The sequence below is a fragment of the Colwellia sp. 75C3 genome (assembly GCF_002836255.1).
Classification (GTDB): Bacteria; Pseudomonadota; Gammaproteobacteria; order Enterobacterales; family Alteromonadaceae; genus Colwellia.
Genome location: NZ_PJAU01000033.1, coordinates 503,394 through 520,339 on the forward strand (window position 1 = coordinate 503,394; position 16,946 = coordinate 520,339).

A 16,946-nucleotide genomic window follows, 5' to 3' on the forward strand; every position below is an offset into this window, starting at 1 on the left:
TTGTCTTCGTATGTTGGTTCGTATTTTGCATGCTGTCTCCATATGGTAACACTTACCAATATTAATGATAAAGAGATTACTTTTGAAGCTATTAAAATTCTTAACACTGACTGTTTGTTTGTTAACAACCAGTTTTTCTTACGCCACATTAATCACGGATAATAACTATATTACCGTTGATCATCAGGGCGTGAATATAGACTGGGCTTGGGCCTCTAATGACAATGTTCAATATACTTATGACGATGATGTATTAACTAATGAATTATTTTCCCCTGAGACTTTAGGTTGGCGTGAAGCGACTAGTGAAGAATTTAGTTTTTTTACTGCTAATATTACATCGAACGACTTTAGACTCGCAGGTGGTGGATATAAAACAGCATCACAATTTTTCAATAGCAATAAATTTAATGATTATGATGTAAGTGTTTCTGACTTTGATTTAGGAGACATCAGTAGTGAGTTCCGTGAAGACACTGTATTAGACTTTAATCTTGGGAGTATGCCTAATGATTACTGGTTCGATACTTTCTACGTTCGTACTTCAGTATTAACTACCCCAGTTCCAAAACCTATTCCAGAACCGTTAAGTATTCTTCTTTTTGCAGTAGCCTTTATCATGTTGCAAGCAAAGCTAAGAAAAAATTCTGCTTAGTGTTTACTGTATAGTTACTTTTTAGTTTATTAAGTAACAAAAAACTTCAATCAAAGCCCCGTTTTACGGGGCTTTTTTTATGCTTTATATTGCAAAAATAGGCGCTTAACGTTACCTTTGTACTAACTTCTGCCATATGAATTGTAGCCTTAACGCCAATATGTCTAATCGTTATCAGCAATTGCCTGAAAATAAAGCACACACCAACTTACTTCGTCTCTCTAAACAGCAAGGTAGCTCTCTAATTTTGGCCTTATTTGTCATTATTATATTAACTTTGTTAGGTAGCGTTTTAATGCGCATTATTTCCACAAGCAGTGAAACTGTATCGCAAGAGGTTTTAGGGACTCGTGCTTATATGGCGGCCAATTCAGCTATGCAGGCAGAATTACAGCTGCTATTTCCTCTCAATAATGTCGCGGGTGTTTGTAATGCGACTAATGTTACCGCTTATGATTTCCAAACAGTGTTAAATAAAGATATTCCTGGTCTATATGACTGCGAAGCCGCAACAACGTGTGATAACTACTATTCTGACACCGTTAGTAGCGTGAAATACTTTCGTCTAACCAGTACGGGAAAATGTGGTAGTGGCCTTATGAAATCTGATAGCAAAGTTTTAGTAAAGAGTAGCCGTAGCATTCAAGTAGAAGCGAGGAGTTTGTAAGTGGATCGTTTAATTAAAATATTCTGCTTTTCTTTATTACTATTAAGTACGCAAGTTATTGCTATTTGCTCTCAGTACATGAGTTTTGCAACGCTAAATGAAGCTGGGAAGGCAGGATTCATTGAAATAAAGTTGTTAGATGCTTCAATTTCACCAGCAGATTATAATCGTTGGTTTGTTAAAATATGTAAAGCTAAAAAAAAGGGTGAGGCAGATGGATGCAGTGGCCCATTATCATTGTCCAATGGATCACTATCAAACGATGTTTATATTGTTGTTCCAACAACCTTTATTCCAAATAATAAAGGGTTTGATATTATTCTCACTGACTATAGTGGCAATACTATTGATTATTTAAGTGTTGGCTATTCTCCTCAACAAGATAATAGTTGTGCTCTTGCATATGACTGGGACACTGCAATAGCAAACTCTCATGTTTATCGTCGTAAACCCGATGGTACAGGTGATTGGGATACTCCTGGTTCAGGCAACTCAGGCGGAAATACAGGAGGAGGTTCAAATGAAGGTGATTCAGGGCGTTACTTAACAGTTGAAGATGCATCAGCATTTCAAGGCGATATCATTACTTTTATTGTGAGTCTATCTTTGGCGGATGCTAACAATGATGTCACTTTTCACTATGAGACCATAGATAACATAGCGTTAGCCGGAACTCATTATACAAACACCACGGGAACAGGAACTATTACAGCGGGTTCTCTAAATACAACAATTTCTATTAATACAGTAGATTTGGGCGATAGTACGACAAGAGATTTTGATTTATTTATTGATAGCTCTACAAATGCGGGGATCCGAGATCACTTTGCTAATGGTGAAATAATCCCTCAAACTATTACCCCACCAAGTTGTGATGCCGTTTTTCCCAACGGTATTCAAAGTCATACTGATGGTGGAATATTACAGTTTAACAACAACTCTTCTATTTATAATAACTCAACCAATATATTAGCCACCACAGAAAATATTGTTAAAATTGGTGGTTTAAATACTTGCGACTTAACCAATAATGACTGTGTTAAATCTGGCAGTGCGGCATCTTTTGTCAGTTATGATAATTTTCCTATCGGAGGAGATAGTATCGTTATGGGCTGGCAAGAGGTCAGAACCATCACTCCTAATAATTACAGCAGTATATCTTTAGCTAGCGAGAATACATTAATACTTGAATCGGGTGATTATAAGGTGTCGGGGGATGTTCTCATTACAAATGCTAGTACCATCGAAGTAGTTAATGGTGGCTCGGCGCGTTTTTTTGTAAAAGGCACAATAACCTTTGGTGATAACACCTTATTAAATACCGCGAGTGATGCAGGTGACTTTTTATTATTTTCAAAAAATAGCATGACCGTTACCTCTAACAGTACAATTGAAGCTTTTATGTATAGTGATGGTGATATCACATTAAATAATGGTACTAGGATAAACGGAGCGGTAACGGCTAATAATGTGCTGTTGGTTTCTGAATCTCATGTTTATTTTGAAAATACCATCCCTGATTTTGGTGGTTTTTGTGATGTCGGACCGATTATAGATCACTTTCAAATTGATACCCGTGACGCGCAAGGTATAACTTGTGAAGCCGATGATATTATTATAAAGGCTTGTGCTGATTCAGCATGTACGAACTTAAATACTGATCCTTTTTCAGTTGAGCTATTTGTTACAGCAGGCGGTAGTACAACAAGCAAAGGTACAATAAATTTTTCTGGTGGCAGTGGTTCATCTAGTTATGCGCATACTGATGTTGGCAATGTAACCTTAAGTTTAGATTACACTTATAAATGTATAAACGACCTAGCTACAACCTCTTGTGATGTTGATTTTAAAGATAGTGGTTTTATTTTCAGTGATATTCCTACGCAACTTTCAGGAAAGTCTTCTTTTACAGGGTTTAATGCTGAAACATTAACGCTACGAGCGGTAGAAAAGAATACTGAAACGGGTGTTTGTCAGGGCGTTTTCCCTGAGAATACGGATGTTGCAATAAATTTATCTTATTCTTGTGCAGGCGGCGGCAGTTGCCAAGATTTATTAGCATTTGGTAATAATGGTAATAGTTACAATTTAACGACTACTGCTATAGCGCATAATTTGCGTTTTGATGAGAACTCAACGGCTAATTTTACCTTGCAATACCCTCATGCAGCCAAGTTTGTTGTGAATGCACAAAAAGATATTGAAGTAATCGATAATGATGGTACTAAAGAAATAAAAAACTTTACTGGAAGCTCCAATGCTTTTGTTGAAAGGCCTTTTGCTTTCTTCTTGAATTTTACAAATGACAGCAATGGTAGTAAAGCCTATGCCACAACCGCAATGGGTGATGCTTTTAAAAAAGCAGGAGAAACTTTTACCATGACAGCAACTGCAGTGCAGTGGGTTAGTGGTCAGGATACTAATAATAATGGTATCCCCGATGATTTTTCAGCGATTACAGGTAATGATACAGCTGAAAATTTTGCTGATGAAGAGTTAACTGTTAATGCAGAACTATTATTGCCTGACCCTTTACTTGATGGAAATGAAGGGACACTAGTCACTCAAACGACCAATATCTTCAGTAATAGTACCGTTAACAATAACTACACTTATAGTGAGGTGGGTATCATTACCTTAAATGCGGCCGTTGCTGATGGTGATTATTTAGGTGGTGGAGATGTTGTAGGACAAGTTAGCAATGTTGGTCGTTTTTATCCTGATCACTTTGTCCTTGAAAAGATAGATGGTGATCTAGCTGCATATTGTGAAAATCCAGATCTAGCAGGAGATATTCCCTTTGCTTATAGTGGTCAAATGAATAGTGCTAGCCCTATTACTGGTGCTATTCGCTATAAGGTCAGCTTAAACCCTAGCTTTACCATCACTGCTAAGTCTTTAGGTTCGGCCAATACTACCGTAAATTATACTGGCGATTTTATGAAGCTTATTGGCAGTAGTATTACTCGCCTTGCTCCAAGCTTTGATTACGCTGAAGATGGCTCTCTAGGTACTAAATTGGCATTAACGGCTAATCTTAATAATATCTCTACACTAGAATTACAAAATAATGAAGAATCAGGTGTAATAACCTATGCCTATAAAAATGAAGATAATTTTGTTTATCATCATGAATTAAATGCAGAGATAAATATATTTACTACGGATATTAACTTACCAATCGTTTCTGTTATTGACCCAGATGATGTTACCGCATTAGATGCCGATGGTGATTTTGATAATGATGGTGATTTAAGTAATGCTCTTGATAGTGTGTTAACACTCGAACCCGTAGGTGTTGAAATTCGTTTTGGTCGTGTTCAATTAGAAAATAGCTATGGCCCGGAAACGTCAAACCTACCTCAGCCATTATCAGTGAACTACTTTAAAGATGGCCAGTATATCGTTGCTGAGGATGATGAATGTACGCCTTATAACGCGACCGAAATGAGTTTAACAAATATCGATTTGATTAATTTTAATGCATCTACGCCTTTACCTGATATAACGCCTATAGCGGGGCATTTTAAAGATGAAACACCAGCTGGAATCACACGTGCTATTGAATTAACGGCCCCTGGGGCCGGTAATACAGGGCAAGTCTGCGTTAGTTATGCGATAGCTCCTTGGTTACAATACAAGTGGGCGACAGACCCTGGTAACTTGCAATGTCCCTTTACATCAACAGATGTTGATGGGTTATTTAATGATAATCCGTTCTCAATTGCTACTTTCGGGATTTTCCGAGGTAATGACCGTATTATCTATCAGCGCGAAATAGAGAAAATAAACTAGTCGAGTGCATTGGTTAAGAATAATAAAAATGAGACATCAGTCTCATTTTTCGTTTCTGTGGCTTAAAAAAATGCGACTAAAAAGCAGCAAAATGTATTGGTAGTAAATAAATATATATTTTTAACTTTTCTTTAGTGCTTTCCTTCAAAAAAGCAACACATTAACTAAATTCTAAGGTATGATTATCCGATCTGCTTTTCGCAAATTGACAGCGTCTACTTAATTAGCACTTTACAGGACATTTTGAGCTTATGTTTAAAAAAATACGCGGCATGTTTTCTAACGATCTTTCAATCGATCTAGGTACCGCAAATACACTTATTTATGTAAAAGACCAAGGTATTGTATTAAACGAGCCTTCTGTAGTTGCTATTCGTCAAGATCGCTCTGGTGGCTCGAAAAGTGTTGCTGCTGTAGGTGTTGCCGCAAAAGCAATGTTAGGTAGAACACCGGGTAATATTGAAGCTATTCGTCCGATGAAAGATGGTGTAATTGCTAACTTTTTTGTTACTGAAAAAATGCTACAGCACTTCATTAAACAAGTGCACAGCAACAACTTCTTACGCCCTAGCCCAAGAGTTTTAGTCTGTGTTCCTTGTGGTTCTACCCAAGTTGAACGTCGTGCTATTCGTGAATCTGCGATGGGTGCTGGTGCACGTGAAGTTTATTTAATTGATGAGCCAATGGCTGCAGCAATTGGTGCAGGTATGCCAGTTTCTGAAGCGACTGGTTCTATGGTAGTTGATATAGGTGGCGGTACTACCGAAGTGGGTATTATTTCACTTAACGGTGTGGTCTATTCGTCATCAGTACGTATCGGTGGTGATAAATTTGACGAAGCCATTATCAACTATGTTCGTCGTAATTTTGGTAGCTTAATTGGTGAAGCAACAGCTGAACGCATTAAGCATGAAATTGGTTCTGCCTACCCAGGTGAAGAGTTGATTGAAATTGAAGTACGCGGTCGTAACCTTGCTGAAGGTGTTCCACGTAGCTTTACGTTGAACAGCAACGAAATTTTAGAAGCATTGCAAGAGCCATTATCCGGTATTGTTAGTGCTATTATGGTGGCTTTAGAGCAATCGCCACCTGAGCTAGCGTCTGATATTTCAGAGCGCGGTATGGTGTTAACTGGCGGTGGTGCTTTATTAAAAGACATTGATCGTTTGTTAATGGAAGAAACGGGTATTCCTGTTGTTGTTGCTGACGACCCACTAACTTGTGTTGCTCGTGGCGGTGGTAAAGCATTAGAGATGATTGATATGCATGGTGGCGACCTCTTTTCGTATGAGTAAGTTCTCATACGAATAAAATCAATTTTTCTTCAGTGTCATTTAGCTCAATTACGGCGTTAATAGTACTCATTGACTAACGTCAACTCCGTGCCATTGCCTTGTACTTGCGCGAAATGCCTGTGAATAAATTATTGATTGAAAGTTATGGTGCTATATTGTTGAACTATATTCTTTTTATAACATCAAAACCTTACTCCTCAAGCTTGTAGCTTTTTATGAACCCAATTTTTAATCAAGGCACATCACCAGCACACCGACTTATCTTGGTGCTTTGCTGTTCGATGGCCTTGATTTTTTTCGACCATAAAATGTCGAGTTTCGAAACTGTCCGCGGCTATTTACAATCGATGGTAAGTCCATTGCAATATATGGCTAATGCGCCAAAACAAATTATGAATTGGGCATCAACAAACGTTGTTACTCGCCGACAGTTAATGAAAGAAAACCAAGACTTTCGTGAAAATGAATTGTTTTTTCACGAGCAAGCAATGGAATTAAGTATTGTCCGCCTAGAAAACGAAAGATTACGTTCGCTACTTTCTTCACCTGTTCGTAATGAAATCAAAAAAATGTTCGCTGAAATACTGTCCGTTGATAGTGATCCTTATTCACATCAAGTCGTTATTAATCGCGGTGCTAATGATGGCGTGTATGAAGGACAACCAGTACTTGATGAAAAAGGTATTGTGGGTCAAATCTTACATGTAGGTTCGAGTAGCTCACGCGTTATTTTAATTAGTGATATTTCTCACGCAATACCGGTTCGAATTCAACGAAATGGTTTAAGACTTATTGCGTCGGGTAGTGGTCAAATTGATCGTCTTATTCATAATTTTGTTGCGCATAGTGCTGATGTTAAACAAGGCGATTTATTAGTTACTTCTGGCTTAGGTGGTAAATACCCAGAGGGTTACCCAGTTGCCCGTGTGGTCTTGGTACGTACTGACGAATCACGTGAGTTTGCTACTATATATAGCGAGCCAGTCGCGCAAATAGATAGACTACGTTATATGTTGTTACTTTCCAAAGATCAGCCTAACAATGAATCAAAAAAGCAGGCTGTTAACAGTACTAGCTTGAAGAAAACGACTACCACTGCAGGGAAGTCATAATGTTTAGCAATAATGGTTTTATCATTCTGCTTACCTTGCTTATAGCCTTGATGGCAAGTATTACCCCAATGCCACTTAGTTTTGATGCTTTTCGTCCTGACTGGGTGTTAATCGTTTTAGTGTATTGGTGTTTAGCGTTACCGAGTAAAGTAAACATCATTACCGCTTGGGTAATGGGATTTATTCTCGATGTATTACTTGGCTCTGTGCTGGGTGTGCATGCTTGCGCAATGGCGTTATCCGTTTATATTATCGTGGTCAATTTCCAAAAGATTAGAAACTTTTCTGTGTGGCAGCAAGCGCTTATTATTGGTGTGCTTTCAGCGCAATATCATCTTGTTGTTTTTTGGTTACAACGCTTCTTAAGTGATGTTGTATTCTTACCTAATTACTTATATCCAGTAGTTACTACCATTGTACTTTGGCCATGGGTATTTTTATTACTCCGCCGTGTTCGTCGCCATTTTCGTATTAAATAACGCTATTTTAAATGGTATGTATTAAGCCATCATGCATTAAATAAGCTGCATGTGTAGTTCAAAACTTTCTCAAGGGCTAGCTATAACAGCAGTAATTAATTTTTATGACCAACTCAATAGCTAATTCAATAAGTACCAATCAAAAGCTAATCCTTGCTTCACAATCACCTAGACGTCGGGAATTATTAGCGCAATTAGGTTATCAATTTTCTGTTCAGGCAAGTGATATTGATGAAACAGAAGAACAAGCAGAAACAGCCTATAACTATGTATTACGCTTAGCAAAACAGAAAGCGTTACATATTTTGAATTTATTGCCTGAAACTGAACAAGAGAATAGTTATGTCTTAGGCTCAGATACCAGTGTGGTCTTTAATGGCCAAATACTAGGTAAGCCAGACAATGAAGCCGACTGTATAAAGACGTTATCTTTATTGTCCAATAATCAACATCAAGTATTAACGGCTATTGCTCTTGTAAGTAAAAACAGTGTAGAAGGGCAAGTTATCACCACTGATGTTGTATTTAAGACATTAACAAAAGCTGAAATTTCAGCTTATTGGTTAACCGGTGAGCCGCAAGATAAGGCTGGGAGTTACGGTATTCAAGGCATTGCGGGACAATTTGTTAAAAGCATCAATGGCAGTTACTCCGCTGTCGTTGGATTACCATTATATGAAACAGCGCAATTACTGGCTAAAGCCGGTTTTGTTGGCAGTATTCAATCGAAATAATTTTTGAAATAAGTTTTTGAAATAAGGAATATTATGAGTGCAGAATTATTAATAAATGTGACTCCTAGCGAAACACGTGTTGCTTTAATCGAAAATGGTTCATTGCAAGAAGTGCATATTGAACGCCAAGGGAAACGTGGCATTGTCGGTAATGTCTATTTAGGTAAAATCATTCGTGTACTCCCAGGTATGCAGGCTGCTTTTGTCGATATCAATCTAGATAAAGCTGCTTTTTTACATGCTTCCGATATTAATACCAAACTCATCTTAAAAGAAGAAACAGATCAAGTACCTGATATTCGCTCCTTAGTACATGAAGGGCAATATATTATGGTGCAAGTGGTAAAGGATCCACTGGGCTCAAAAGGGGCACGCTTAACCACAGATATTACCGTTGCTTCGCGTTACTTGGTATTGATGCCAAATTCTCAGCATGCAGGTGTTTCATTACGTATAGAAAGCGCCAAGGAACGAGATAGATTAAAAGATATTGTCAGTCCTTACTGCGATGAACAACAAGGTTTTATTGTCCGTACTGCCGGTGAAGGAGCTGGTGAGTTAGAACTACAGCACGATGCAGAATTCTTACGCAGAGTTTGGCAAAAAGTATTAGAGCGCAAACAACGTAAGCAAACTAATTTACCGCTTTATCAAGATTTATCATTATCTTTTCGGGTTTTACGAGACTTTGTTGGTATTAACCTTGAACGTATTCGCGTTGATTCTAACTTAACCTTTAAAGACATAAGCGAATTTACCCAAGAGTTTGTGCCTGAATTAACGCCGACATTAGAATATTACCCTGGTGAACTTCCTATTTTTGACTTGTTCTCAGTAGAGCGAGAGATACAGCGAGCATTACATCGTAAAATTGAGTTAAAGTCAGGCGGCTACTTGATAATAGATCAAACCGAAGCGATGACTACTATTGATATTAATACCGGTGCATTTGTTGGCCATCGTAACTTAGAAGACACTATATTTAGTACTAATATCGAAGCGACTCAGGTTATTGCTAGACAACTTAGATTAAGAAATCTAGGCGGTATTATTATCGTTGATTTTATCGATATGCATAATGAAGATCACAAACGTCGGGTATTGCACAGTCTAAATACGGCAATGAGTAAAGATAAGGTCAAATACAGTCTGCATGGCTTTTCTGCCCTTGGTTTGGTCGAAATGACACGTCAACGTACTCGTGAAAGTTTAGAACATGTTTTGTGTGGCGAATGCCCACTTTGTACTGGTCGAGGTCATCTAAAAACAGTTGAGACGGTTTGTTTTGAAATACTGAGAGAAATCGTACGGGTAAATCGTGCTCATGACGCAGATAAGTTCACGGTTTATGCTTCAACTGCAGTGAGTGAGTTTATCGTCAATGATGAATACCATAATTTAGCTGAAGTTGAAGTTTTTATTGGTAAGTTGATTAAAGTACAAGCCGAACCCATGTATAATCAGGAACAATTTGACGTTGTTATGATGTAAAGCCAACTTTATTGAATTCATTGCCTACTCAGCGCTTTTTAATTATCGCTGAGTAGGCGATAACTTAATTGAGCTTAGTCAATACATCAGAACAAATATAGGACTCTCTACGTTTTAATGAGCATTGTAAGTACTTCTAACCGCTGGCTAAACCGCCTTTATAAAACTGTTGCCATCTTGTTGGTGCTGTTAGCTGTTTTGATCAGTGCTTTCCGTTTATTTTTACCCTATGTGCACCACTACCGACTTCCCCTACAAAATTATTTAAACGAAAAAATACAAGCCAATATTTCTATTGGCACATTAAGTATGACATGGCAAAGATCTGGACCTATCCTGATCATTGGTGATGTCCAAATACTTAAAACCAAAAGTGCGTCATTATTCATCAAGCAACTTGAGCTTCAGGTAGACTTCTGGAGTACTATTTCACAACAAGAGTTAATTTCGAAAAACCTCATTCTTTCAGGGGCGACCGCAAATGTTTCTGAAAAGCTGTGGCTGGGTAAGAAAGATAGCGACGATACAACTCAAGTTGAAAAAGATAACGAAGCCGATGATATTAGTACTATTAGCGATCTTTTTTTAAACCGTATCACGCGATTTTCTATTAGAGATAGTCAAATCACCGTTAGCAATCAGTCGATCACGCGAAGTATCAGGTTAAATCAATTACGCTGGTTAAACAGTGGTGATCGCCATCAAGCCGAAGGCAGTGTGGTACTCAACGGTTTAAGTTCAAATAACTTGCAGCTGAAATTAGACCTACAAGGTAATAAGGGCAGTGCACTTACTGGGCAAATGTACTTACAAGCCAATCAAATTGATATAACGCCTTGGTTAGATAACGTTTTAGTGCTTGAAGATGATAAAACTAGCACAGATATTAATTTTTCTGCATGGTTACGTATCAATAGTAGCGAGGTTGATCGTTTACAAGTTAATTTTTCTGACAGCAGCATGCATTGGCAGGTTGCGGATAACAAACAACAACTCACCTTAGACCAAGGGCAATTATTGTTGGTAAAGGGCAAAACTGAACGAAGCTTTAAGCTCTACAGCACGCCGTTATCATTACAGTTTAACGACCAAGAATCGCAGAAGTTTAGTGCGATGTTGGCTAAACAAGGCGATGATTTCTCCTTGCACCTGTCTGAGATTGACGTTGCTATGCTGGCGCAACTTACGCCTTTGATCGTAGCAAAACAAGAAACACGCAATTTACTGTCTGAGATGACTTTAAACGGTAAAATTGAAGACCTTTATATCCGTAATCAAAATAACGAATTACAAATATTGACCAACTTCTCTGCCTTTAATAATAGCTATAGCTATGGCATACCAGGGCTAGAAAATGTCTCTGGCAGCCTTAGTTATGTAAACAATTACCTCTCGGTAGACTTTAGCGCTAAACAAGGTAATTTAGATTTTGATAAGTTGTTTGTACAAGCTTTCCCTTATCAAAGCCTTTCAGGAAAGCTAAATGCGGTCTTTGATGACAAAGGCTGGGAATTAACAGTTGAAACAATAGATTTACTATCAGAAGAAATTAATTTATCGGCAATAGTTAACGTTGAAGCGCCAATTGATGGTGAAGTTAACTTAGCCTTATTGGCTAATGTGACCAATGGCAATGCCGGCTTAGTAGGTCGTTATTTGCCTTTACCTATTATGAGCGATAATTTAGTTAGTTATCTAAATGCTGCGGTTGTTTCAGGGCGAGTTGAAGAGGCGCAAATACTCATCAATGGTCCGATCAACCGTTTTCCGTTTACCGATGGTAGTGGTATTTTTGTTGTCGATGCCGAGTTGAGTCAGTCAGAATTTAAATTTGTCGAAAATTGGCCAGCGATTACTGATTTCGTCGCTAATTTAAACTTCACTAATAACTCCATGCTAATAACAGGTCGAGGTGGAAAATTAACAGGCTTAGATGTCACCGGAGTTCGCGCTGGAATTGCTGATTTAGCTCATGGACAAATTTTAACGGTAGATGCCGGAATCAAGCCAACACAAGCGCGTTATATTGGCGATTTGATGAACCAAAGCCCATTCAAAGATAGTGTAGGCAGTGTATTAGAACAGTTGAAAATTAATGGCGAAGTGAGCGGAGATTTTCATCTAAACCTACCACTGAATAATAATGAGCAAGCGTTAGCAAGTGGCACCATTAAGTTTGATAATAATCAAGTGGCCTTGCAAACACCGAAAATGGATTTTAGTGAAGTACATGGTGAGCTAAGCTTTAGCAACGATAAAATCAGTACTAAAGATTTAACGTTGAACTGGCAAGGCTTACCTATTTCACTCGATATCAGTGGCATGGATAAAGATGATTATTATGATACGGATATAAAGCTAGCAGCACTTTGGCCAGAGTCAGCATGGTTAGCTCATATGCCACAAAAATTAAAGCGATATACCCAAGGTGAATTACCTTGGCAAGGCACTCTTTCTTTGCATCAGCATCACCAAGGTGGCTTTTCATATAACGCAAGTTTCGACTCTGACTTAACGAATACTCAGTTATTATTACCCGCTCCTTATGATCGCAATATCGAGCAAGAGAATCATTTATCACTACAAGTTAATGGCGAGCAGGCCCAGTCTAAAATTGTGCTGAATTATGGTGATAAAATGCATTTCTCTGGGCTGCTAGATCATAAGAGTACCGCATTTACTCGTGCTAATTTAATGTTTGGTGAAGGAACTATGGCTTTGCCAAGTGATGGTTTTCATATAACCACTAAACTTGAACAGGCAGACATTTCTGAATGGCAACCATTAATCAGCGATATTATTGACAGTATTAATCAACCTTCAAGTTATGCACCTGCAGGTAAACAAGCATCAACAAATAATGTAGAACAAGAAATTTCAGTCCCGTTTTTAGCCAAACCGAAAAGGATTAGGGGCTCAATTAATGAGTTGAAAATACTCGGCCAGCAGCTCACTAATGTTTCTTTTAATTTGTTAGATAAAGAACAATGGTGGTTATTACAACTTAATGCCAAAGAAACGCGTAGCCAAATAAAAATTTATCCTGACTGGCTAGAGCAGGGCTTAGATATCAACGCTGAATTTTTAAAGTTGCCCCAAAATAAAGAAGAGCAAGAGGTGAGTTCAGCATTAGCTGTACAGCAACCCGATAAAAACGAAAATGATATTGTTTTTGCTAATATTCCCCCGTTGACGTTCCATTGCGATAGTTGTGCAATAGGCTTGTTAGATTTAGGGGAAGTGGATGTACAAGTGAAGCGTGTTGATCATCAGATCATTGAATTTACCGATTTCAGCGCAAAGCGTGATAAAACACAATTAACACTGACTGGCCAGTGGCTTCATAATACGCAAGAATCAAAAACCACGTTACAGGGGAAGTTATCCATTGATGATATTGAGACAGAGTTGCAAGCAATGGGCTACGAATCGATAATAAAAGACAGTGGTGCTAAAATTGACGTAGATCTTAACTGGGCGGGCGGTTTACATAACTTAACGGTGAGCCAATTAAATGGTAGGGTTAATGGTCGACTTGATGACGGCTATTTAGCTGATGTTAGTGATAAAGCAAAAATTCTTTCTGTGCTGAGCTTACAATCACTGGTACGTAAGTTAACACTCGATTTTCGTGATATTTTTAGCGATGGTATGTTTTATAGTAGTATCGAAGGTGATTACCAATTAAAGCAAGGGCTGTTAACGACTGATAATACCGAAATGAATGGTACAGCCGGTAACTTGTTTATGACAGGTTATACTAATTTGGTAACGGGTAAGCTCAATTATGATATGTCCTATAAACCCGAATTAACGTCAAGTTTACCTGTATTGGCTTGGATTGCGACACTAAACCCAGTTACCTTTTTGGCCGGTGTCGCTATTGACCAAGTGATAAAATCACAGGTGGTTTCTGAATTTACCTTTGAACTAACGGGCACTATTGAAAAACCTGAGTTTGAGGAAGTTGATAGAAAAAGCAAAGATATTATTGTAGAAAGTACTATGCCTACAGAAGACGTTAGACAGGAAGAATCGATTGAAAAGGATATTCCTGCCAAAAATTCGGCTAGTAAGAGTGATTAAGAATTTACCAAAATATTGAAACGGGTGATGGTTGTATTTCAATCGACTATCACCCTGAAAGATTAATACGCATATGTCAAAGCATGCCTTTGAACTCGTCGCTGAAAACATATACCCAAACCGCATGAAGATGCAGGTTTCAGCTGGAATTAGAAACGCCTTTAGGCAAGGCATTGATTGAAGAGAATGGTTACTCCCTTCTCAAAATCAATAACGTAGCATAAAGCGTTTATAAACCAGCCCTATGGGGACTCCTGAGCAGTTTATGCTCTTCGTTGCCTCATTTTTAAGGGAATAACCCTTGATAAAAGGAGGCGCCTTGATCATAAATCGCTCAGGGGCCCTGAAACACACAGCTTCAAGTGGCTTGGGTATATAGCAGCAATCTGATTATAATTAAAGAACATAGAAGTAGAGCTAAGACCTAATGAATATAGTTGAAAAATCCTTATTAAGTGATAGTCATATTGATGAAGAAATGTTGTCAAAAACCCTAAAAAGTATGATGGGTCGACAAGTTGATTATGCGGATTTATATTTTCAAGCGAGTCAGCATGAAACTTGGGTACTAGAAGATGGCATTGTCAAAGAAGGTTCATATAACATTGAACGTGGTGTTGGCGTAAGAGCTATATCAGGTGAAAAAACAGGCTTTGCCTATTCTGATGATATTACGCCTGAAGCGCTTCAACAAGCAGCAGATGCAGCTAAAGGTATTGCCGATAGCGGTACTGGCGCGACAGTTAAAGCGTTTAGCCGTCAATCACCGATTGAAGTTTATCAATCTGTTGAGCCGCTTGGCAGCTTAACACAAGAGCAAAAAATTGATTTGTTACATCAGATTGAAGCACATGCCCGTCAAGTTGATAGCCGTGTTAAGCAAGTTATTGCTAGTATATCAGGTGTTTATGAAACTATATTAGTGAGTGCTAGTGATGGAACTTTTGCTACAGATATCCGTCCATTAGTTCGCTTAAACTGTTCAGTATTGGTTGAAGAAAATGGCAAGCGTGAACGCGCTAGTGCTGGTGGTGGTGCTCGTACAGATTACAGTTACTTTTTTGAAGTTGAGACGGGAGGTAATAAACCACGTTACCTCGCTTATGCAGAAGAATCTGTTAGACAAGCATTAGTTAACTTAGTCGCGATTGAAGCGCCTGCAGGTACTTATCCTGTGGTATTAGGTGCAGGTTGGCCTGGTGTATTACTGCATGAAGCAGTAGGGCATGGTTTGGAAGGCGACTTCAACCGTAAAGGTTCGTCAGCATTTTCAGGTAAAGTAGGTCAGCAAGTTACCTCTGAACTTTGTACCATTGTTGATGATGGTACATTAGCCGATCGTCGTGGTTCAATATCTATTGATGATGAAGGCACACCTGGACAATATAATGTGTTGATTGAAAAGGGCATCCTGAAAGGTTACATGCAAGATAAGCATAATGCTGGCCTAATGGGCGTGAAGCCAACAGGTAATGGTAGACGTGAGTCGTATGCACATTTACCTATGCCACGAATGACTAATACTTATATGTTAGCGGGCGAGTCTAGTCCTGAAGATATTATTAAGTCAGTTAAAAAAGGTATTTATGCACCAAACTTTGCTGGTGGACAGGTAGATATTACTTCTGGTAAATTTGTTTTTACCAGTTCAGAAGCTTATTTAATTGAAGACGGTAAAATAACATCACCTGTTAAAGGCGCTACCTTAATAGGTAATGGACCTGAAGCGATGAAACGAATCAGTATGGTTGGCAATGATCTAAAACTTGATGCGGGTGTTGGTATCTGTGGTAAAGATGGTCAGAGTATACCTGTCGGTGTTGGTCAACCTACATTAAAAGTTGATGAAATGACTGTTGGTGGTACGCAGTAACTAGCGAGTATTAATAAATTAGTTAACCGAAAAGTTAGCAAGCACTAAATTGATAGTGCTTGCTAATATTTACTTTCTTTACCTATTTAACGCTTTTAAGCGTTTGCTTTAGGTATTAGCTTTAAGCATTAGCTTTTAGGTAAGTGAATAAGTTTTTATAATGCTTACCTAATTTTTCTTCTTTCTTCTCTTTTGCTGCATGGCGAATCAATTGCTTGATTTTTTGTCGCTCGATTGCAGGAAATTCGGTAATTAATGCTTCAACAGCATCATTTCCTTGCTCGATCAATTCATCTCGAATAGTTTCTAAACGAACAAACTTTGCTGTTTCTTGCTGATGCTTATTAGCCATTACTTCAATTGCATGATGGATTGGACCAAGATCAGTTTCTAAAAGTATTCTTGCCGTATGACGAATATGACGTCGTAAAGCTTCATGCTTATTGCTGATCTTATCCGCTAAAATCATAGCATCTTTTAGGTCTTCACTTAAGGGTAAACGGCTTCGCTGATGCTTAGACATTTCTATTAAGCTCTCTGCGAAATCTTGCAATTTATGCATTTCACGCTTAACTTCGCTTTTACTTTTTAACTCTTCTTCCATTTCTTCTGAAGATTCGTCGATATCTTTGGCTGACTGGGGCATAATAATGTCTAATACCATGTTAAAATAAATTATAATTGCTCTTATTATATCACTATTTTAATAATATTCTAAGTCACTGTTTACGCCTTATTACTCCTTACCAAGAAAAGAGA

11 protein-coding genes are annotated in these 16,946 nt (G+C 38.2%); 10 read left to right on the plus strand and 1 reads right to left on the minus strand.

Translation table 11 applies throughout. The annotated features are described in order from the left end of the window. Window positions 1–82: 82 nt before the first annotated feature. The 10 genes from CXF85_RS06620 (at window position 83) to tldD (ending at window position 16,187) form a co-directional block, all read left to right on the plus strand. The gene (locus CXF85_RS06620) at window positions 83–655 is read left to right on the plus strand and encodes a hypothetical protein (RefSeq protein ID WP_101227722.1); all 573 of its coding nucleotides are present in this window, start codon (window positions 83–85) and stop codon (window positions 653–655) included. A 160-nt stretch (window positions 656–815) separates the two neighbouring features. Continuing rightward, a complete protein-coding gene (locus CXF85_RS06625; RefSeq protein WP_157829039.1) occupies window positions 816–1,322 on the plus strand; it encodes a hypothetical protein in 507 nt (168 codons plus the stop codon). Continuing rightward, the gene (locus tag CXF85_RS06630) at window positions 1,323–5,117 is read left to right on the plus strand and encodes a DUF6701 domain-containing protein (protein ID WP_101227724.1); all 3,795 of its coding nucleotides are present in this window, start codon (window positions 1,323–1,325) and stop codon (window positions 5,115–5,117) included. It abuts the gene before it with no gap. Between the two features lie 251 nt (window positions 5,118–5,368). Continuing rightward, window positions 5,369–6,412, plus strand: coding sequence for a rod shape-determining protein (locus CXF85_RS06635; protein WP_011045290.1), 1,044 nt, complete (start codon window positions 5,369–5,371; stop codon window positions 6,410–6,412). A gap of 215 nt (window positions 6,413–6,627) precedes the next feature. Further along, window positions 6,628–7,524, plus strand: coding sequence for a rod shape-determining protein MreC (gene mreC / locus CXF85_RS06640; RefSeq protein ID WP_101227725.1), 897 nt, complete (start codon window positions 6,628–6,630; stop codon window positions 7,522–7,524). Continuing rightward, complete coding sequence (gene mreD, locus CXF85_RS06645) at window positions 7,524–8,003, plus strand: rod shape-determining protein MreD (protein WP_101227726.1); 480 nt, start codon at window positions 7,524–7,526, stop codon at window positions 8,001–8,003. Before mreC ends, mreD begins: the two co-directional genes overlap by 1 nt. Window positions 8,004–8,107: 104 nt before the next feature. After that, window positions 8,108–8,737 (plus strand): Maf family protein, encoded by a 630-nt coding sequence (locus CXF85_RS06650; protein WP_101227727.1) that lies wholly within the window; start codon window positions 8,108–8,110, stop codon window positions 8,735–8,737. 33 nt (window positions 8,738–8,770) lie between these two features. Continuing rightward, complete coding sequence (gene rng / locus CXF85_RS06655; RefSeq protein ID WP_101227728.1) at window positions 8,771–10,228, plus strand: ribonuclease G; 1,458 nt, start codon at window positions 8,771–8,773, stop codon at window positions 10,226–10,228. Between the two features lie 117 nt (window positions 10,229–10,345). Further along, on the plus strand, window positions 10,346–14,314 hold the full coding sequence (locus CXF85_RS06660) for a YhdP family protein (protein WP_101227729.1): 3,969 nt from the start codon (window positions 10,346–10,348) through the stop codon (window positions 14,312–14,314). Between the two features lie 427 nt (window positions 14,315–14,741). Beyond that, window positions 14,742–16,187, plus strand: a complete 1,446-nt coding sequence (gene tldD, locus CXF85_RS06665) for a metalloprotease TldD (RefSeq protein ID WP_101227730.1) — start codon at window positions 14,742–14,744, stop codon at window positions 16,185–16,187. Between the two features lie 121 nt (window positions 16,188–16,308). On the opposite strand, the gene yjgA is transcribed toward tldD, so the two are convergent. Next, entirely contained in the window at window positions 16,309–16,833 is a 525-nt protein-coding gene (gene yjgA, locus CXF85_RS06670) for a ribosome biogenesis factor YjgA (protein ID WP_101227940.1), read from the minus strand. Between the last annotated feature and the right edge of the window lie 113 nt (window positions 16,834–16,946).

Coding starts and splice junctions, on each gene's coding strand:
- CXF85_RS06625 (WP_157829039.1), top strand. CDS start 816: ATGTCTAATCGTTATCAGCAATTGCCTGAAAATAAAGCACACACCAAC.
- mreD (WP_101227726.1), top strand. CDS start 7,524: ATGTTTAGCAATAATGGTTTTATCATTCTGCTTACCTTGCTTATAGCC.
- CXF85_RS06650 (WP_101227727.1), top strand. CDS start 8,108: ATGACCAACTCAATAGCTAATTCAATAAGTACCAATCAAAAGCTAATC.
- CXF85_RS06635 (WP_011045290.1), top strand. CDS start 5,369: ATGTTTAAAAAAATACGCGGCATGTTTTCTAACGATCTTTCAATCGAT.
- tldD (WP_101227730.1), top strand. CDS start 14,742: ATGAATATAGTTGAAAAATCCTTATTAAGTGATAGTCATATTGATGAA.
- rng (WP_101227728.1), top strand. CDS start 8,771: ATGAGTGCAGAATTATTAATAAATGTGACTCCTAGCGAAACACGTGTT.
- mreC (WP_101227725.1), top strand. CDS start 6,628: ATGAACCCAATTTTTAATCAAGGCACATCACCAGCACACCGACTTATC.
- yjgA (WP_101227940.1), bottom strand. CDS start 16,833: ATGCCCCAGTCAGCCAAAGATATCGACGAATCTTCAGAAGAAATGGAA.
- CXF85_RS06660 (WP_101227729.1), top strand. CDS start 10,346: ATGAGCATTGTAAGTACTTCTAACCGCTGGCTAAACCGCCTTTATAAA.